General features: G+C 73.0%; 16 protein-coding genes. 14 read left to right on the top strand and 2 right to left on the bottom strand.

All coding sequences use genetic code 11. The features are described 5' to 3' along the window. The first annotated feature begins 2 nt into the window (after window positions 1-2). Window positions 3-266: a hypothetical protein gene (locus R4Z63_RS12710; RefSeq protein WP_384450112.1), complete on the top strand. Its 264-nt coding sequence runs from the start codon at window positions 3-5 to the stop codon at window positions 264-266. 341 nt (window positions 267-607) lie between these two features. After that, the gene (locus R4Z63_RS12705) at window positions 608-988 is read left to right on the top strand and encodes a TIGR03086 family metal-binding protein (protein WP_384450115.1); all 381 of its coding nucleotides are present in this window, start codon (window positions 608-610) and stop codon (window positions 986-988) included. A 65-nt stretch (window positions 989-1,053) separates the two neighbouring features. Here the strand turns inward: R4Z63_RS12705 and R4Z63_RS12700 are convergent, their stop codons facing one another. Together R4Z63_RS12700 and R4Z63_RS12695 are read right to left on the bottom strand one after the other, a co-directional pair. Beyond that, complete coding sequence (locus R4Z63_RS12700; protein WP_384450118.1) at window positions 1,054-1,824, bottom strand: hypothetical protein; 771 nt, start codon at window positions 1,822-1,824, stop codon at window positions 1,054-1,056. Window positions 1,825-2,113: 289 nt separating this feature from the next. Beyond that, on the bottom strand, window positions 2,114-3,883 hold the full coding sequence (locus R4Z63_RS12695) for a dolichyl-phosphate-mannose--protein mannosyltransferase (protein WP_384450121.1): 1,770 nt from the start codon (window positions 3,881-3,883) through the stop codon (window positions 2,114-2,116). 77 nt (window positions 3,884-3,960) lie between these two features. On the opposite strand from R4Z63_RS12695, the gene rsmI reads away from it, so the two are divergent. From rsmI to galE, 12 genes are all read left to right on the top strand, one after another. Further along, complete coding sequence (gene rsmI / locus R4Z63_RS12690; protein ID WP_052031118.1) at window positions 3,961-4,857, top strand: 16S rRNA (cytidine(1402)-2'-O)-methyltransferase; 897 nt, start codon at window positions 3,961-3,963, stop codon at window positions 4,855-4,857. Window positions 4,858-5,017: 160 nt separating this feature from the next. Continuing rightward, window positions 5,018-5,512, top strand: coding sequence for a hypothetical protein (locus R4Z63_RS12685; RefSeq protein WP_037925161.1), 495 nt, complete (start codon window positions 5,018-5,020; stop codon window positions 5,510-5,512). Window positions 5,513-5,521: 9 nt separating this feature from the next. After that, on the top strand, window positions 5,522-6,403 hold the full coding sequence (locus R4Z63_RS12680; protein ID WP_037925164.1) for a TatD family hydrolase: 882 nt from the start codon (window positions 5,522-5,524) through the stop codon (window positions 6,401-6,403). Between the two features lie 363 nt (window positions 6,404-6,766). Beyond that, a complete protein-coding gene (locus tag R4Z63_RS12675) occupies window positions 6,767-8,104 on the top strand; it encodes a resuscitation-promoting factor (protein WP_491522631.1) in 1,338 nt (445 codons plus the stop codon). 35 nt (window positions 8,105-8,139) lie between these two features. Continuing rightward, window positions 8,140-9,051: a 16S rRNA (adenine(1518)-N(6)/adenine(1519)-N(6))-dimethyltransferase RsmA gene (gene rsmA, locus R4Z63_RS12670; protein ID WP_037925167.1), complete on the top strand. Its 912-nt coding sequence runs from the start codon at window positions 8,140-8,142 to the stop codon at window positions 9,049-9,051. Further along, entirely contained in the window at window positions 9,048-9,974 is a 927-nt protein-coding gene (locus R4Z63_RS12665; RefSeq protein ID WP_052031119.1) for a 4-(cytidine 5'-diphospho)-2-C-methyl-D-erythritol kinase, read from the top strand. Before rsmA ends, R4Z63_RS12665 begins: the two co-directional genes overlap by 4 nt. A 120-nt stretch (window positions 9,975-10,094) precedes the next feature. Next, complete coding sequence (locus tag R4Z63_RS12660) at window positions 10,095-11,426, top strand: acyltransferase family protein (RefSeq protein WP_384450130.1); 1,332 nt, start codon at window positions 10,095-10,097, stop codon at window positions 11,424-11,426. A gap of 28 nt (window positions 11,427-11,454) precedes the next feature. Next, window positions 11,455-13,260 carry an ABC-F family ATP-binding cassette domain-containing protein gene (locus R4Z63_RS12655; protein WP_384450133.1) on the top strand — a complete coding sequence of 602 codons (1,806 nt, stop codon included), beginning with the start codon at window positions 11,455-11,457 and terminating at the stop codon, window positions 13,258-13,260. Window positions 13,261-13,413: 153 nt separating this feature from the next. Further along, window positions 13,414-15,063, top strand: a complete 1,650-nt coding sequence (locus R4Z63_RS12650) for an outer membrane protein assembly factor BamB family protein (RefSeq protein WP_384450136.1) — start codon at window positions 13,414-13,416, stop codon at window positions 15,061-15,063. A gap of 43 nt (window positions 15,064-15,106) precedes the next feature. Further along, window positions 15,107-16,789 (top strand): outer membrane protein assembly factor BamB family protein, encoded by a 1,683-nt coding sequence (locus R4Z63_RS12645; RefSeq protein ID WP_384450139.1) that lies wholly within the window; start codon window positions 15,107-15,109, stop codon window positions 16,787-16,789. 123 nt (window positions 16,790-16,912) lie between these two features. Continuing rightward, a complete protein-coding gene (locus tag R4Z63_RS12640; protein WP_037925180.1) occupies window positions 16,913-17,605 on the top strand; it encodes a response regulator transcription factor in 693 nt (230 codons plus the stop codon). 112 nt (window positions 17,606-17,717) lie between these two features. After that, a complete protein-coding gene (gene galE, locus R4Z63_RS12635; protein ID WP_037925183.1) occupies window positions 17,718-18,677 on the top strand; it encodes a UDP-glucose 4-epimerase GalE in 960 nt (319 codons plus the stop codon). Window positions 18,678-18,750: the final 73 nt, after the last annotated feature.

Genomic DNA, 18,750 nt, shown 5'->3' with positions numbered 1-18,750 from the left:
GCATGCGTCCGTCGGCCCGTATCCCCAGCATCCTCGCCGGCCTGGCCCTCGCCGTCGGCGGCGCCGCCGCCCTGGCCCCGTCCGCCCAGGCGGACGCGAAGGCCTGCGAGCAGTACGTCGCCCAGCACGCCCCGAAGGCCACGAACGGCGCCGCGGAGGCCTGCTACGAGGGGCAGATCGGCAACCAGGCGAGCTGTGCGTCGAGCCTCGTCGCGGCCGGCGCGGGCAAGGACGCGGCGAACTCGGCCTGCGAAGCGTCCCGCTGACCCCGGACCGGTACGAACGGCGGGCCCGGCACCTGTCGGTGCCGGGCCCGCCGTTGCCCGAAGCGGTTCCGCTCACGCGAAAACCGGCAGCAGGTGTCCACCACTGCGCGAGGCGGTCCCGTCCGGGGTGCTCGATGCGGACGGTCCGGCGAGCTGCCGTCGCGCAGGGGGGCACCCGGGCGGTTCACCGCGCGTCCCGCCCAGATGCGGACAGAAGCTGTCCGCAAGGGGGTGCACTCTGGGGTTGCCGGCGCACTCCGCGCCTCTGACCGGGGCTGGGGGCGCTGTTCGACTTCGGGTATCCGGCCCGGGCGTACCTCTGAAGGAAAGGCGCGATCACCATGTCCCTGTTCGTCCAGGACCACATCGGCGACCGCCGGCCCGGCGAGGTCTACGCCGAGGGTGCGAAGGAGGCCCTGGCCGCGTGGCAGGCCGAGGGCGCGTTCCGGCGGCAGATGCCGCTGCCCGGCGGCGGCCTGGGCCCGCGGCTGGCCGACCTGCACCTCCTGGAGGCGGTCCTGCACGGCTGGGACCTCGCCACCGCCACCGACCAGGACCGCACCGGCGACCCGGACGCCGTAGCAGCGGTCTTCCGGACCTGGTACGGCAACTACCCCGATGAGATCCGCGGCGCGACCGGCATGTTCGGCCCCTCCGAGGACGCCCCGGAAGACGCCCCCGCGCTCGACCGCGTCGCCGCGTACTTCGGCCGCACCCTCTGACTCCCCGAGCCACCGGCTCCGTGAACAAAGCCGGTCGGGCCGCCGGTGTCCGGTCCGGTCGTGCTTCAGGTCTTCTTCTGCCCTGCGCACGTGAGGTTCGCGTTGCGCTCGACCGGGTACCGGCCCACCTCCGTCGCGCCCTCCACCGGCCCCTTGAGGCCGGGTGCAGGCCCCGCATTGAGGTTCGTCAGCGCGCTGTCGGCGGAGGCGGGGAGCAGGAACACGTAGATCCAAAAGCGTTTGCCGTCGTCGCGTTCGTCCTCCCCCACCCCGAAGGTGGCGGTCTGCCAAGCCGCCTCCCCCTTGACCTGCACTGCTCGCTGGAGATTGGAGAGCCCGTTTAGGCCCGGTGCGCCATCGGCGTCGTAGGTGTTGGTCACCCAGAGGCCGTGTCCGCTCGGGATCTCGCCGGTGCCCGAGACCGTGATGCAGCTGTCGATCCCGACCGTGACGCCGGGGCTGACAGCTCCCCCTCCGATTCTCGTCACTGCGATGTGTCCGGCGGGCGCCTTCGGGTCCTCGACGCTGCCGGCGGAACGCACCGAGGCGTTGCCCGCCTCCGTGGGCCAAACCCCCGGCCACACCAAGATGGCGACGGTGGCGAACAGCGCGCCCACGGCCACGGCCAGCAACACGCGTGCCCGTGTCGGGTGCGTCGTCGGGTCGACCCGCACCCAGGTGAAGAAGACGGTTGCTCCGCCCAAGATCAGAGCGGCCGCCGTTCCGAGCCAAGCGGGGATGTCCCCGTAGACGTTCGCCAGCAGGGTGGCTGCGGCGATCAAGGCCGCTGCCACCTGAGCGCCGGCGCTGACCTTGTCGGTTGTTGATGTACTCACGTTCGTGGTTCTAGCGACCCGTGTCTGTGGGCCGCTGAGGAACCATGGACCTGTGGCGCTTATGTGACCGAACCGCTACTGATCATCTCGAGCGCTCGCAAAGCAGTACGAAGGGCGCGTCGCCTGTGTTCAGTCCGCCGAAGACGAGCCGCTTGGTCAGGGCGGGCCGTCCGGGTCGCCACGGCGTCGCGTCGGGCACCGGCACGTCCCGGAATGCGGGGTCCTCGGTGGCCGACGGACAGCGAGAGGGCGCAGCCGTCGGCCGCGCCCTCGAGGTGTTCCCTCCCTGCTAGACCCAGGTGTCCAGCCACATGCGGCCGCGCCAGGAGTCCATGGGCAAGGTCTCGCCGGTGTAGATCGGCCAGAAGTAGATGAAGTTCCACACGATCAACAGGACCAGGACGCCCGCGCCGATCGCGCCCAGGGCCCTGCGGCGTTCCGAGGAGCCGGCCGGTCCCAGCAGGGCGCCGATCATCATCGCCACCGCCAGGCACAGGTACGGGACGAAGACCACCGCGTAGAAGTAGAAGATCGTCCGCTCCTGGTAGTTGAACCAGGGCAGCAGGCCCGCGCCCAGCGCGCACGCGATCGCGCCCGCCCTCCAGTCGCGGCGGAAGAACCACCGCCACAGCACGTACAGCAGCGCGAAGCAGCCCGCCCACCACAGCAGCGGCGTGCCCAGGGCCAGGACCTCGCGGGCGCACTTGCCGGCCGCCGTCGCCGGGCAGCCGTCGGTGCCCGGTTCGGGGGACTCGTAGAAGTAGGAGACGGGCCGGCCCAGCACCAGCCAGCTCCACGGATTGGACTCGTAGGTGTGGCCCGAGGTCAGGCCCACGTGGAAGCTGTAGACCTCGGTCTCGTAGTGCCAGAGGCTGCGCACCCATTCCGGCAGGAACGACAACGAGCTGCCCTGGTCGTTCTTGGCCGCCCAGTCGCGCAGGTAGCCGCCCTTGCCGTTGTCCGGGCTGAAGATCCAGCCCGACCAGGAGGCCACGTACGTGACGATCGCGACCGGCACGGTCGAGACGAAGGCGGGCAGCGCGTCACGGCGCAGCATCGCCGCGTACGGGGCGCCAGCGCCCGCGGTGCGGCGGGCGGCGGCGTCCCACAAGACGGTCAGGACGCCGAAGAAAGCCAGGGCGATGAAGCCGTTCCACTTGGTGCCGGCGGCCAGCCCCAGGCAGACCCCGGCCAGGATCCGGTACGGGCGCCAGCCCAGCCGCAGCGTCTCGGCGATCCGCGCGTCGGGCCGGGTCCGGCCCTCCTCGTCCACCGGCAGCGCGTCCGCGAGCCGGGTCCTGGCCCGGTCGCGGTCGATGAGCAGCGCCCCGAAGGCGGCGAGCACGAAGAACATCAGCACCAGGTCGAGCAGTGCCGTGCGGCTCATCACCAGGTGCAGGCCGTCCACCGCCAGCAGTGCGCCCGCGAGGCAGCCGAGGAAGGTCGAACGGAAGAGGCGCCGCCCGATCCGGCACAGCATCAGCACCGACAGGGTGCCGAGCACGGCGGTCATGAACCGCCAGCCGAAGGGCGTGAGGCCGAACATCCACTCGCCGAGCCCGATCACCCACTTGCCGACGGGCGGGTGCACGACGTAGCCCGGGTCCGCCGGCAGGGCGACCCCGTCCGGGTTGGCGAGGATCGACTTGTCGATGTCCTTGGGCCAGTTCGCCTCGTAGCCCTGCCTGATCGTGGCCCAGGCGTCCTTGGCGTAGTACGTCTCGTCGAATATCACCGCCTTCGGGCTGCCCAGGTGCACGAACCGCAGCACGCCCGCGACCAGCGCCACCAGCAGCGGCCCGGCCCAGGCCATGATGCGCTGCCAGGTTCCCCACACCTGCGGTGGGAGCCCGAAGGTCATCCACAGCTGCCGGGACGGCTTCGTGTACGGGGGCACCAGGCGGGTGCGGACGTCCGCGCGGGGCGACGCGGCGGCGGCCGGCGCGTAGCCGAAGCCGCGCAGGCGGCGCAGCCAGGTGGGCGGCTCTTCTTCGCCGCCCGCCGTCGCGGAGGGCAGTGCCCCCGCGGGGCTGGGCGGTGGCGTCGCGGTACTGGTCACCGGCACATCGTAGGGAAGAGATCTGTGTGTGCCCCAGTGGCGTGGGTGACGAGCCGCAGGGCTGAGAGGATGGGCGGGTGACAACTGACCAGCCCCGCGGTACCGAGCCCACTTCCCCGGCAGGCGTCCTCGTCCTCGCCGGCACCCCCATCGGCGATCTCGCCGACGCCCCGCCGCGGCTGGCCGCGGAGCTGGAGCGGGCCGATATCGTCGCCGCCGAGGACACCCGGCGGCTGCGCCGGCTGACCCAGGGGCTCGGCGTGCACACCACGGGGCGCGTCGTGTCCTACTTCGAGGGCAACGAGTCGGCCCGCACCCCCGAACTGGTCGAGGCCCTCTCCGGCGGCGCCCGCGTGCTGCTGGTGACCGACGCCGGCATGCCGTCCGTCTCCGACCCCGGATACCGGCTGGTCGCGGCAGCCGTGGAGAAGGACATCAAGGTCACCGCGGTCCCCGGGCCGTCCGCCGTGCTCACCGCGCTCGCGCTGTCCGGGCTGCCCGTGGACCGGTTCTGCTTCGAGGGCTTCCTGCCGCGCAAGGCGGGCGAGCGCCTCGGCCGGCTGCGCGAGGTCGCGGGCGAGCGCCGCACACTGGTCTACTTCGAGGCCCCGCACCGGCTCGACGACACCCTGGTGGCGATGGCCGAGGTCTTCGGCGCCGAGCGGCGGGCCGCGGTCTGCCGCGAGCTCACGAAGACCTACGAGGAGGTCAGGCGCGGCGGCCTCGGCGAGCTCGCCGCCTGGGCCGCCGAAGGGGTGCGCGGGGAGATCACCGTCGTGGTGGAGGGCGCCCCCGACGCCGAGCCGGGCGACGTGGACGACGAGGAGCTCGTACGCAGGGTGCGGGTGCGCGAGGAGGCGGGGGAGCGCCGCAAGGAGGCCATCGCGGCCGTCGCGGCCGAGGCCGGGGTACCCAAGCGCGACGTCTTCGACGCGGTGGTGGCGGCAAAGAATGCGGCACGAAAGGCGCCATGAACCGGTAAAGGGCTAACCTGAAAGGCAAAGCTCAGACCGTGCGCCGGGCGCTTTGGGCATGAGTCGCCCAAAGGCCGTCCAACACTGGACAGGACCTGATGCGCTCCCGCCCGAAGAGGCGTCCACTGGCAAAGGCACCAGTGGAACAAGAGGAGCTGGCATGAGTGAGATCGCAGACACCCCGGTACCCGTCCAGGCCTCGGCACCCGCACGTTTCTCCAGCCCCGACGTGCACACCGTGCAGGAGGCGTATTCCTTCGCGTGCATGCGCTGCGCGTACGGCTGGGAGCAGGAGTACCGGATCGAGCACCACGTCGACGGCCGCGGCGAACCGTTCATCATGTACACGGTCGACGGCGAGCGGGTGCCCTCCCCGCTGTCCAACCCCAGCTGCATGAACTGCGGCGGGCACGTCGTACGGATCATGCGGGCGGGGCAGGTCTCCTCGGTGCTCGGGACGATCGACCGCCTCTACCACCACCGCATAGCGCCCGGGATCGCCGGGCCGGTGCCGGCGGGAGCGAACGTCCCGCGCACTCCGGGGCCCCGCAGGTCCGCCGAGCGCCACGACGCCCCCGGCCCCGTCGCCGTCGGCGACGACGAGAAGCGCGGGGGCCTGCTCTCCCGGCTGAAGGGGTTCCTGCGCCGGTCATAGGATCGGCCCATGAGCCCTTCCTCCACATCCAAGGACGCACCTCCGCCGCTGCCCGAACCGCTCCGGGTGGCGGTGGCGGACTCGCACACCCACCTGGACATGCAGGCGGGAACCGTCGAGGAGGGCCTCGCCAAGGCCGCCTCGGTCGGCGTGACCACCGTGGTCCAGGTCGGCTGCGACGTGAAGGGCTCCCGGTGGGCCGCCGAGACCGCGGCCGCGTACGACAACGTCCACGCGGCCGTGGCCCTACACCCCAACGAGGCCCCGCGCATCGTGCACGGCGATCCGGACGGCTGGTCCCGCCAGGGCGCCCGGACCGGCGGCGGCGAGGCCGCCCTGGACGACGCCCTCGCCGAGATCGAGGCCCTGGCCGCCCTCGGCCACGTCAAGGCTGTCGGCGAGACCGGCCTCGACTTCTTCCGCACCGGGCCCGAGGGCGTGGCCGCGCAGGAGCGTTCCTTCCGCGCCCACATCGAGATCGCCAAGCGGCAGGGCAAGGCCCTCGTCATCCACGACCGCGACGCCCACGCCGACGTGCTGCGCGTCCTGCGCGAGGAGGGCGCCCCCGAGCGGACCGTCTTCCACTGCTACTCGGGAGACGCCGACATGGCCCGCGAGTGCGCCGCCGCCGGCTACTACCTGTCCTTCGCCGGAACCGTCACCTTCAAGAACGCCGCGCCGCTGCGCGAGGCGCTGGCCGTGGCCCCGCTGGAACTGGTCCTCGTCGAGACGGACGCGCCCTACCTGACCCCCGCGCCCTACCGCGGACGGCCCAACGCGCCGTACCTCATTCCGCTGACGGTGCGCGCGATGGCCGCGGTCCGCGGAATCGACGAGGACGCGATGGCCACCGCCCTGGCGGCCAACACGTCCCGCGCCTTCGACTACTGACCGCCCCACCCCGGACGGGCACGTAGGGTAGTCATACGACTTTGTTCCGTAATGACTCCTCGGCTAGGGTGCCGTGCCGCAACCAGCGGGTGCCGGACCACCAGGGGAGCGAGCGTCGTGAGCGATACGCAGGGCAGCCACCTCCGAGGCGCTCCCGTCCCGGACGGGTACGGGGGCGGATCCCCGGCCTGGCCGGCCTGGCCGGTCTGGCCCGCCGCCGAAGCCGGTCCGGTCGGTCCCGCTCCCGGCGACCCCGGTCCGGTCGACGCCGGTCCGGTCGACGCCGGACCCTCGTCGTGGGAGACGGAACCGGCCGTCCCCCTCCCCGCCCCGCGCGCCGAGGACCAGGACGGTGAAGGGCCCGTGCCGGTACCCGCCCCAGGAACGGGCCGCCGCCGCGCCCCCACGCCCACCCCCACCATCGCCGACGTCGGGGCGCTCGCCCCCGGCCGACGGGCCCGCGGCCGCACCTCCCTCGACGAGCCCCCGGCCGGCACCGGCCGCCGCCGCGGCCCCGCCGCACCGGCTCTCCCCGCCCCTCCGCACGCCGGGACGGGACACGGCCGCCGCCGCGCCACCGGACCGGTACTCCCCGGTCCCCCCGCATCCGGTGCCGACTGGCGGCGGATCGTGCCCCAGGCCCTGGTCGTCGCCTTCCTGGCCGGTGGCACGACCGCGTTCGTCGCCGCGGACAAGTCGGTACGCCTCACCGTCGACGGAGTCCCGAGGCACCTGCACACCTTCGCCGGGGACGTGGAGGAACTGCTCGCCGCGGAAGGGCTCGACGTCGGCCCCCACGACCTCGTGGCCCCCGCCCCGGGCGAACCCCTCGACGACGGCGAGGAGATCGTCGTCCGCTACGGCCGCCCCCTGCGCCTGACCCTCGACGGACAGCAGCGCCAGGTGTGGACCACCGCCCGCACCGTCGAAGGCGCCCTGCGCCAGTTCGGCATCCGTGCCGAGGGCGCCCACCTCTCCGCCCCGCGCACCGCCCCCGTACCGCGCTCCGGCCTGACCCTCAGCGTCCGTACCGAGCGGAGCGTCACCTTCATGGCCGACGGCCGCGAACGCACCGTCCGCACCAACGCCGCCACCGTCCAGGAGGCCCTCGACCAGGCGGGCATCACCCTCCGGGACCAGGACACCACCTCCGTGCCGCCCACTGCCTTCCCGCGCGACGGCCAGACCGTCACCGTGCTCCGCATCACCGGCACCCGAGAGGTCCGCGAGGAGCGCATTCCCTTCGGGACCGAGCGGGTCGATGACGCCGAGCTCTTCGCCGGGACCGAGATCGTCGAGCGGGCCGGCCGGCCCGGGGTGCGCAGGGTCACCTACAGCCTGCGCACCGTCAACGGGGTCCGGCAGAAGCCCCGAGCCATCGCCGACGAGGTCGTGCGCGAGCCCGTCACCCAGTACGTCAGGATCGGCACCCGGCCCCTGCCCCGCTCCGTCGCCGGCGCGGACGGCCTCAACTGGGCGGCCCTCGCCCAGTGCGAGTCCGGCGGCCGGCCCTCCGCCACCGACGCCTCGGGGACGTACGGCGGCCTGTACCAGTTCGACGTGCGCACCTGGCAGGGTCTGGGCGGCAGCGGCCGCCCGCAGGACGCCCCGGCCGCGGAACAGACCTACCGGGCGAAGAAGCTCTACGTGCAGCGGGGGGCGAGCCCGTGGCCCCACTGCGGCCGCAGGCTCACGTCGTAGTCGGGACCACTCGGCCGATCTGAGACGCTTTACCGGTGAGCACCGCAGAGCAGCAGCCCGATAACCCCGCGCCCAGCGCCCCCGACGCCCTTCTGGGCCCCGCCGACGTCCGGGAACTGGCCGCCGCCCTCGGCGTACGCCCGACGAAGCAGAAGGGGCAGAACTTCGTCATCGACGCCAACACGGTGCGCCGGATCGTGCGCACCGCCGAGGTCCGCCCGGACGACGTGGTCGTCGAGGTCGGCCCCGGGCTGGGCTCGCTGACGCTCGCGCTGCTGGAGGCCGCCGACCGGGTCGTCGCCGTCGAGATCGACGACATCCTGGCGGCCGCCCTGCCCGCAACCATCGAGGCCCGCATGCCCGCGAAGAAGGACCGCTTCGCGCTGGTCCACTCCGACGCGATGCTGGTCACCGAACTGCCCGGCCCGGCACCGACCGCACTGGTCGCGAACCTGCCCTACAACGTGGCCGTACCCGTCCTGCTGACCATGCTCGACCGCTTCCCGAGCATCGAGCGGACCCTCGTCATGGTCCAGGCCGAGGTCGCCGACCGGCTGGCCGCCGAGCCCGGCAGCAAGGTCTACGGCGTGCCCTCCGTCAAGGCCGGCTGGTACGCGCACGTCAAGCGCGCCGGAGCCATCGGCCGCAAGGTCTTCTGGCCCGCGCCCAACGTCGACTCCGGCCTGGTCTCCCTCGTGCGCCGCACCGAGCCGGTCAGGACGAGCGCCACGAAGGAAGAGGTCTTCGCGGTCGTCGACGCGGCGTTCGCGCAGCGCCGCAAGACCCTGCGCGCCGCGCTGGCCGGCTGGGCCGGATCGGCGGCGGGCGCGGAGGCCGCGCTGGTCGCCGCGGGCGTCTCCCCGCAGGCCCGCGGCGAGTCCCTGACGGTGGAGGAGTTCGCCGCGATCGCCGAGCACAAGCCCGCCCCGGAGAGGCCCGCACTGTGAGCACGCGCCCCGAGAGCACCCGTACGACGCCCGTCACCGTGCGGGTCCCCGCGAAGGTCAACGTCCAGCTGGCCGTGGGCGCGGCCCGCCCCGACGGCTACCACGACCTGGCCAACGTCTTCCTCGCCGTGTCCCTCTTCGACGAGGTGACGGCGACCCCGGCCGAGGCGCTCACGGTGACCTGCGAGGGCCCGGACGCCGACAAGGTCCCGCTGGACCGCACCAACCTCGCGGCGCGGGCGGCCGAGATCCTCGCCGCCCGGGCCGGCCTCGAACCGCGGGTCCACCTGCACATCGCCAAGAGCATCCCCGTCGCGGGCGGCATGGCCGGCGGCAGCGCCGACGGCGCTGCCGCCCTGCTGGCCTGCGATGCCCTGTGGGGCCTGGACACCCCGCGCGGGGAGCTCCTCGACATCTGCGCGGAGCTCGGCAGCGACGTCCCGTTCAGCCTGGTCGGCGGCGCCGCGCTCGGCACCGGCCGCGGCGAGGTGCTCACCCCGGTGACGGCCGGCTCCTTCCACTGGGTGTTCGCGGTGGCCGACGGCGGCCTGTCCACCCCGGCCGTCTTCCGCGAGTTCGACCGCCTCACCGCCGATGTCGCGGTCCCGGAGCCCGGGGCCTCGCCGGACCTTCTCGCCGCCCTCGCCTCCGGAGACCCGGACGCCCTGGCCGCCACCCTGGCCAACGACCTCCAGCCGGCCGCCCTCTCGCTGCGGCCGTCCCTGCGGGCGACGCTGGACGCGGGCCTCGGCGCCGGCGCCCTCGCCGCCCTGGTCTCCGGCTCGGGCCCCACCACGGCCTTCCTCGTCGCCGATGGGGAAGCCGCCGCCAAGGTCGCGGCAGCCCTGGTCGCCTCGGGCACCTGCCGCGCCACCCACACGGCCTGGTCCCCCGCTCCGGGAGCCACGGTCCTGCCGTCCTGACCCCCGGCTGCGCGACCCGGCTGCGCGACCCGGCTGCGCGACCCGGCTCCGGCCTACTCAGGCCGGAGTTGAGTATCCGCACCCTGTCGGGAGACGCCCGGCCGGGGCCACCGTGGGGTCATGACAGTCAGTGCGCGAACCATGGCCGCCGCCACCCCAGCCGACCGCGACCGGTACGTCGACCTGCTGCGCGTCGCCTCGCTCGGCACCGTCATCACCGGGCACTGGCTGATGGCCGCCGTCGGCGGCGACGGCATAGGGAACCTGCTCGCCCTCGTGCCGGCCCTCCAGGTGCTCACCTGGGGGCTGCAGGTCATGCCCGTCTTCTTCTTCGTCGGCGGCTTCTCGCACGCCCTGTCCTACCGCTCCCTGGCCCGCCGCACCGAAGGGCCCGTCTACGCCGCCTTCCTGCGGGCTCGGCTGCGCCGGCTGCTGCGGCCCACCCTCGTCTTCGTCCTGGTGTGGGCCGCCGTCGCGCTCGCCGTGCAGCTCGCCGGCCGCGGCGACGGCACGCTGACCGGTGCCGCCCTGCGGCTGGTCACCCAGCCGCTGTGGTTCATCGGGATCTACCTGGCCATGGTCGCCCTCACCCCGCCACTGCTCAGGCTGCACGAGCGCCACGGCTGGGCGGCCTTCGCCGCCCTCGCCGGCGCCGCCGCGCTCGTCGACGTCCTGCGCTTCGCATTCGGCGTCCCGTACGTGGAGTTCCTGAACTTCGCCCTGGTCTGGCTCGCCGTCCACCAGCTCGGCTTCCTGCGGGCCGACGGACGCATCCGCCGCCCCGCCGCCCTCGCCGCCGCCGGCCTCGCCGGGGCCGCGCTGCTGGTGGCCTTCGGCCCGTACCCGCTGTCCATGGTCGGGATGCCCGGAGAGAAGGTCTCCAACATGGCACCGCCCACCATGGCCCTGCTGTGCCACGGACTGTGGCTCGTCGGGGCCGTGCAGCTCGCCGCCCGGCCCGCCGCCGCCCGGCTGGCGCGGCCCCGCGTGTGGCGTGCGGTCGTCGCCGCGAACGGCGTCGCCATGACCGCCTTCCTCTGGCACCTCACCGCGATGCTCGCCGTGTACGGGGCCCAGCTCGCCCTCGGCATGGACCTGCCGGAACCCGCCACCGCCGCCTGGTGGGCGCAGGTCCCCGTACGGATCTTGGCGGCGGCCGCGCTGACTGGTGTGTTGGTCGCCCTGCTGCGCCGCTTCGAGGCCCCCGCACCGGCCGGCCCGGCCGCTCTCGCAGGAGCCGCCGCGGGCCCCGTTGCCGCCTTCGGGATCACCCTGTGCCTGCTCGGCGTCCTGGGCCTGTCCATGACCGGGCTGGGGGGCCTCCTCGACGGCCACAGCGCCACGCTCGTCGCCCTCCCGGTCACCGCGCCCGCCGCGATCGCCATGGCACTGGGCGGCGCCTGGCTGGTGGAACGGTCAGCCCCGGCCCGGAGGGTTAGGCTGAGGGGCTGATCCACACCCCTTCCCTGGAGCGCGTCTGATGGCCGTCAATCTGGTCAATGTCGAGGCAGTCAGCAAGGTGTACGGCACACGTACTCTGCTGGACGGTATCTCCCTCGGCGTGTCCGAGGGAGACCGGATCGGCGTCGTCGGCCGCAACGGCGACGGCAAGACCACCCTCATCCGGATGCTCGCCAAACTGGAGGAGCCCGACAGCGGGCGCGTCACCCAGTCCGGCGGCCTGCGCATGGGCGTCCTCACCCAGCACGACTCCCTCGACCCCGCGGCGACCGTCCGCCACGAGATCATCGGCGACATGGCCGACCACGAGTGGGCCGGTAACGCCAAGATCCGCGACGTCCTCACCGGACTCTTCGGCGGCCTCGACCTGCCCGGCTTCAACCAGGGCCTCGACACCGTCATCGGCCCGCTCTCCGGCGGCGAGCGCCGCCGCATCGCCCTGGCCAGGCTCCTCATCGCCGACCAGGACCTGCTGATCCTCGACGAGCCCACCAACCACCTCGACGTCGAGGGCATCGCCTGGCTGGCCGGCCACCTCCAGGCGCGCCGCTCCGCGCTCGTCTGCGTCACCCACGACCGCTGGTTCCTCGACCAGGTCTGCACCCGCATGTGGGACGTCCAGCGCGGCGAGGTCTTCGAGTACGAAGGCGGCTACAGCGACTACGTCTTCGCCCGCGCCGAGCGCGAGCGCATCGCCGCCACCGAAGAGGCCAAGCGGCAGAACCTGATGCGCAAGGAGCTTGCCTGGCTGCGTCGCGGCGCCCCCGCCCGCACCTCCAAGCCGCGCTACCGCATCGAGGCCGCCAACGAGCTCATCGCCGACGTCCCGCCGCCGCGCGACAAGTCCGAGCTGATGCGCTTCGCCAACGCCCGCCTCGGAAAGACCGTCTTCGACCTTGAGGACGTCACCGTCCAGGCCGGCCCCAAGACCCTCCTCAAGCACCTCACCTGGCACCTGGGCCCCGGCGACCGCGTCGGTCTCGTCGGTGTCAACGGCGCCGGCAAGACCTCCCTGCTGCGCGCCCTCGCCGAGGCCGCCCGCACCCAGGGCGAGGCCCAGCCCGCCGCGGGCCGGGTCATCGTCGGCAAGACCGTCAAGCTGGCCTACCTCTCCCAGGAGGTCGGCGAACTCGACCCGTCCCTGCGGGTCCTGGAGGCCGTCCAGCGCGTCCGCGACCGCGTCGACCTCGGCAAGGGCCGCGAGATGACGGCGGGCCAGCTGTGCGAGCAGTTCGGCTTCACCAAGGAGAAGCAGTGGACGCCGGTCGGCGACCTCTCCGGCGGCGAGCGCCGCCGCCTGCAGATCCTGCGCCTGCTGATGGACGAGCCCAATGTCCTCTTCCTCGACGAGCCCACCAACGACCTCGACATCGAGACCCTGACCCAGCTGGAGGACCTCCTCGACGGCTGGCCCGGCTCGATGATCGTGATCTCCCACGACCGGTTCTTCATCGAGCGCACCACCGACACCGTGATGGCGCTGCTCGGCGACGCGAGCCTGCGCATGCTGCCGCGGGGACTGGACGAGTACCTGGAACGCCGTCAGAGGATGGTCGAGGCGGCCGCCCCGGCGCCCGCGCCGGCCGCCGCCGCAGCGGCCAAGTCCACCTCGTCGGGCGACTCGCGCGCGGCGAAGAAGGAACTGCAGAAGATCGAGCGGCAGCTCAACAAGCTGGCCGACCGCGAGGGGAACCTGCACGCCCAGATCGCCGAACACTCCACCGACTACGACAAGGTGGCCAAACTCGACGCGGAGTTGCGCGAACTTCTCTCCGACCGCGACGCATTGGAGATGCGCTGGCTGGAGCTCGCCGAGGAGGCGTAGATTCCGCGGGTCTCCGGGGCGAACTGCCCCGATAACGGCGGCGTCACGGGCCGGTCCTCCCTTGGGAACAGGGGGCGGACCGGTCCGTTGTATGCGCGGCGTCAGTGATAGAAAGGTCAAACTCCCGCCCCCTCCGAAGCCGAAAGTGCGCTGATGACCGAGCCGCCCCAGCCGCCGAACCAGCCGCCGACACCTTCCGGTTACGGACACCTGCCCGGCCCGCCGCAGCAGGGCCACGGCTTCCCGCCGCCGGGCGAGAACCCCTACGCGCAAGCGCCCGCACACCCGCCGCAGCCCGGCTACGCGCCGCAGCCCGGCTACGCGCCGCAGCCGCCCACCGTCCCGGCCTACCCGGCCCACGGCCTGCAGTCGCCCCCGCCCGGCGCGCCCGGCCAGCCGCCGAGGAAGAAGCTGCCCCTGCTCATCGCGGCCTCCGTCGCGGCCGCGCTCGTCCTCGGCGGCGTCGGCTACCTCGCCTTCGGCACCGGGGACGAAGACCCCGGGCAGCCCGTCGCCCAGGAGTCCGGCGACGCGAAGCCCTCCGGCTCCCCGTCCGTGGACGTCGGCGACGGCAGCGGCCCCGGCGGCAACCAGCAGACCGACCTCAACGCCGGCCGCAAGCAGGGCGAGGACAAGGTCCTCTGGCTCAAGACCACCAAGATCGACGGTCCAGGGGCCGGAGTGGGCACCCACGGCCAGTGGGTCGTGGGCGACACCGTGGCCAAGACCGTCGGCAAGACGATCAAGGGCTACTCGGTCGCCGATGGCAAGGAGAAGTGGACGATCACCTTCCCTGCCGACATCTGCGGCGTGACCCGGAAGACCACCGACGACGGCAAGACCGTCGTGCTGTACGAGAACGGTCCGTCGGAGACCGCCGACTGCAACCAGATGCGCATGGTCGACCTCAAGGCGGGCAAGGAGGGCTGGTCGAAGGAGGTGTCCAAGGAGAGCGCCTTCGACATGTTCCTCGACCCCAGCCTGGCCATGACCGGGGACACCGTCACCGTCAACCGGCTCACCCGGGCCACCGCCTTCCGGATCAGCACCGGTGAGAAGCTCTTCGGCAGCCCTGCCGAGGGCTGCGTGCCGGGCGCCTACGCCGCCGGAAACGGCAAGTTGATCGGCGTCGCTACCTGCTACGACAAGGACAGCATCGTCGAGGTCCAGGACGCCGACCCGGTCACCGGCAAGAAGACGTGGACCTACCGGCTCCCCAAGGGCTGGAAGGTGGCCCGCGTCTACGGGGTCGACCCGATCGTCCTCCACCTCACGAACGCCACCACCAAGGAGAGCTCCGTCGTGGTCCTCGGCCCCGATGGCAAGCAGCGCACCACGCTCTCCGGCGAGGGCAGCTTCTCGACCGAGTGCGGCGTGAGCCGCGACGACTCCCTGCAGGGCTGTGCCACCGCCGTCGTCGACGCGGGCACCCTCTACCTGCCCACCAGGACCGCCCCCGGCAAGGCCAACGAGATCGTCGCCTTCGACCTGAACACCGGCAAGGCCAAGTGGCGCGTCCCGGCGGGCGAGGGCCGCACCCTGGAGCCGCTCAAGGCGGCGAACGGACAGCTGATCGCCTACCGCAGGGCCGAAACCCGCCAGGGCGGCGAGGTCGTCGCGATCCCCGCCGACGGCAGCACCCCGACCGCGCTCCTGCGCCACCCCTCGGGCCCCTCCGCCCCGATCGAGAGCTCCTTCTACTCCCCGGACGTCGACTACTCCGACGGGCGCTTCTTCATCTCCACGACCCGACTGGTCGCCCAGGACAAGGACGAGAAGCTCCTGATGGTCTTCGGCAAGTGAACACCCGCCCAACGCGCCGTCCACCGAGAGGCAACAGCAACCGATGAGCACCCCGCCGCCCCCCAGCCAGCCGCCGTCCGGCGGCTTCGGAGCGCCGCAGGATCCCCCGCCCGGCGGGTTCGGAGCGCCGATGCCGCCCGCCGGACCGCCCTCGCCGCCCGCCGCCCCGCATCCGCAGGCCGGGCAGCCCGCGTACGGCTACCCGCAGGCCGACCCCGGCTACGGCTATCCGCAGCAGCCCGCCGCGCCCGCGCCGTACGCCGCGCCCGCACCCCCCGCGCCCCCGGCCGGCGGGGGCGACAAGCGCACCCAGCTGATGATCGTAGGCGCGGCCCTCCTGGCCATCGTCCTGATCGTCGGCGGCGGCCTCTGGTACGCCTCGGGCGACGGCGGCGGGACCACCGCGCAGGGCGACCCGGGCGCCTCCCAGGGCGGCGACAAGAACCAGCCCGCCGCGGCCGGCAGCGAGAAGGTCCCCGCCAACCCCAAGTCGAAGACCCTCTACAACCACCCGGCGCCCACGGTGACCGACCTGGTGTCCGTCAACGGCTCGTGGCTGACCGACACCACCTACGTCAAGTCCGACGTGTCGAAGGTCGTCGGCTACAACCTCGTCGACGGCGGCAAGAAGTGGGAGGTCCCGCTCACGGGCGAGATCTGCGGCGCCACCCACCACGTCAGCGAGAACAAGACGGCGGTCCTCTTCAGGCCCACCCCGTCCACCGCCGAGAACAAGTACCCGCCGTGCACCGAGGTCGGCGTCATCGACCTGGAGGCCGGCAAGCTGGCCTGGTCCGGCAACATCAAGAGCGCCAACGGCGGCGACAAGCCCGTCCAGTTCTCCGAGATCACCCTCAGCGGCAAGACCGTCGCCGCGGCCGGCGTCTCCGGCGGCGGCGCCGCCTGGAACCTCGCCGACGGCAAGAACCTGTGGCAGCCGAAGGTCGACGGCGACAGCTGCCGTGACACCGGATACGCCGGAGGCGAGGCCCTCGCCGCCATCCGCAAGTGCGGCCGGCACCCCAACTACACGCTGCACGCCCAGCTCCTCGACCCCGCCACGGGCGCGCCCACCGGCTCCTACAAGCTCTCGCCGGGCATCGAGTACGCGCACATCGTCTCCACCCAGCCGTTCGTCGTGGCGGCCGACGTCGGCGACAACGCCAAGGGCGGCAAGGGCGTCAGCGACCTGTTCGTCGTCGACCCCAAGGGTGAGCTGAAGGCGCGCATCCCGCTCGCCGCCGGCACCTTCGCCGCCAAGTGCGGCTCCACCGACGTCGAGAAGTGCTCCAACATGGTCGTCGGCAACGGCAAGATCTACGTGCCCGCCGCAGAGCACCAGGGCCAGTCGCCCACCGGCCGCACCAACGAACTGCTCTCCTTCGACCTGGAGACCGGAAAGCAGACCACCGACCGGGCCGACGCGGGCGAGCGGTACACCATGTTTCCGCTGCGCATGGACGGGCCGAACATCATCGCCTACAAGGTCCCCCCGTACGACAAGGGCGGCCAGATCGTCAGCATCGACGGCACGACGATGAAGGAGACCCTCCTGATGGAGAACCCGGCCGACAGGGACGTCCGGCGCGCCGAGACCTCCTTCTCGCCCGAGTTCTCCTCCGAGCTGCGCTACCGCAACGGCAAGCTCTTCATGTCGAAGCAGAACGTCAGCAAGCCGTACTCGACCGACCCGGAATACCTGTTCGTGTCCTTCACCGCGAGCTGACCCGCACAGCACCGCCCGAAGCCCCCGGTCCGTACCGATCGGGGGCTTCTGCGCGGTATCCCCCTCGCACCGTCGAACAAGCGTGTAGCTTGCCGGGTCAGAAGGGTGGGGGTGGATTCCTCGATGGGCGTACGGGTCGTGGTGGTCGACGACCACCGGCTGCTGGCCGAGGCGCTGGCCTCTGCCCTGAAGCTGCGCGGCCACCGGGTGCTGGCGGCCGCGGCCCCGGCGGCCGGCGCCGCCGAGCTGGTCATCAGCCGCGCCCCCGAGGTCTGCCTCCTCGGTACGGCCGCACCCGCCGAGCCCGGGGCCTTCGAGCCCGTGGTGCGCATCAGGCGGGAGCGCCCGCAGATCGCCGTGGTCGTCCTCGGCCCGGTGCCCAGCCCGCGCGGGATCGCCGCCGCCTTCGCCGCCGGCGCCTGCGGCTACGTACGCCAGGACGAGCGCATCGAGGGTGTGGAGCGGGCGCTGGCCAAGGCGCGGGCGGGCGAGTCGGCGATCGCCCCGCAACTGCTCCAGGGCGCCTTCGCGGAACTCCTGAACCCCGCGGCCCAGCCCGACGACGAAGGCAGCAGGCTGCTCCGGCTGCTGACTCCGCGCGAGGTGGAGGTCCTGGTGCGGGTCGCCGAGGGAGAGGACACCCGGCTGATCGCCGCCGGCATGGAGATCGCGCCGAGCACCGCCCGTACGCACGTCCAGCGGGTGCTGATGAAGCTGGGGGTCGGATCGCGGCTGGAGGCGGCCGCACTGGCCGCCCGTACCGGCCTGCTCGACCGGGCCCTGCCCGGGCCGTCGTCCGCCCCACCGCAGGGCTGACCGGGACGGCGGCCGGGAGCCGCCGATTTCCCCCGCGGGCGCCGCATCGGGTAAGCCAGTGCCCAAGCGCGCACCCACGCGCGCGTGGTCCCCCGCGAGAGGCAGTAGGCGAGTGAGCAAGTACCTGGTAACCGGTGGCGCCGGATACGTCGGCAGCGTGGTCGCGGCCCACCTCCTGGAGGCCGGCCACGAGGTGACCGTCCTCGACGACCTCAGCACCGGCTTCCGCGTCGGCGTCCCCGACGGCGCCGCGTTCATCGAGGGCCGGATCCAGGACGCCGCCCGCCACATCGACCCCTCCTACGACGCCGTGCTGCACTTCGCCGCCTCCTCGCAGGTCGGCGAGTCCGTCGTGAACCCGGGCAAGTACTGGGAGAACAACGTCGGCGGGACCCTCGCCCTGCTGGCCGCGATGCGCGAGGCCGGCGTGCGCAGGCTCGTCTTCTCCTCCACCGCCGCCACCTACGGCGAGCCGGCCGAGGGCCTGCTGACCGAGGCCTCGGTGACCGCGCCGACCAACCCCTACGGCGCCTCCAAGCTCGCCGTCGACCACATGATCGCGGGGGAGTGCGTCGCGCACGGCCTGGCCGCGGTGTCCCTGCGCTACTTCAACGTGGCCGGCGCCTACGGCGCGTTCGGTGAGCGGCACAGCCCCGAGACGCACCTGATCCCGCTGGTCCTCCAGGTCGCGCTCGGCGAGCGCGAGTCGATCTCGGTGTTCGGCGAGGACTACCCGACCCCGGACGGCACCTGCGTGCGCGACTACATCCACGTCGCCGACCTGGCGGAGGCCCATCTGGCCGCCCTGCGCGCCGCCACCCCCGGAGAGCACCTGATCTGCAACCTGGGCAACGGCAGCGGCTTCTCGGTCCGCGAGGTCATCGAGACCGTCCGCAAGGTCACCGGGCGGGAGATCCCCGAGGTCGTCGCCCCGCGCCGGGCCGGCGACCCGGCGATGTTGGTGGCATCCGCCCGCACGGCACACGAGCGCCTCGGCTGGACCCCGAGCCGCTCGGACCTGACCGGCATCATCCGCGACGCGTGGAACTTCGCGCGCACGCACACCGCCTGACCGGGTCTCCTTCCGCCCCGGGGCTCCTCTTCCTGCTCCGCGGGGAAGGAGCCGGCCGCCGGCCCCGGCGCGT

The organism is Streptomyces sp. PL-29 (genome assembly GCF_058344425.1).
Note: the sequence above shows the minus strand (reverse complement) of the source record. Positions and strands in the feature narration are given on the sequence as shown.

Excerpts from the sequence above, each read along its gene's own strand:
- R4Z63_RS12710 (WP_384450112.1), top strand. The coding sequence starts at position 3 with ATGCGTCCGTCGGCCCGTATCCCCAGCATCCTCGCCGGCCTGGCCCTC.
- R4Z63_RS12705 (WP_384450115.1), top strand. The coding sequence starts at position 608 with ATGTCCCTGTTCGTCCAGGACCACATCGGCGACCGCCGGCCCGGCGAG.
- R4Z63_RS12685 (WP_037925161.1), top strand. The coding sequence starts at position 5,018 with ATGAGTGAGATCGCAGACACCCCGGTACCCGTCCAGGCCTCGGCACCC.
- R4Z63_RS12680 (WP_037925164.1), top strand. The coding sequence starts at position 5,522 with ATGAGCCCTTCCTCCACATCCAAGGACGCACCTCCGCCGCTGCCCGAA.
- R4Z63_RS12660 (WP_384450130.1), top strand. The coding sequence starts at position 10,095 with ATGACAGTCAGTGCGCGAACCATGGCCGCCGCCACCCCAGCCGACCGC.
- R4Z63_RS12655 (WP_384450133.1), top strand. The coding sequence starts at position 11,455 with ATGGCCGTCAATCTGGTCAATGTCGAGGCAGTCAGCAAGGTGTACGGC.
- R4Z63_RS12650 (WP_384450136.1), top strand. The coding sequence starts at position 13,414 with ATGACCGAGCCGCCCCAGCCGCCGAACCAGCCGCCGACACCTTCCGGT.
- R4Z63_RS12645 (WP_384450139.1), top strand. The coding sequence starts at position 15,107 with ATGAGCACCCCGCCGCCCCCCAGCCAGCCGCCGTCCGGCGGCTTCGGA.
- R4Z63_RS12640 (WP_037925180.1), top strand. The coding sequence starts at position 16,913 with ATGGGCGTACGGGTCGTGGTGGTCGACGACCACCGGCTGCTGGCCGAG.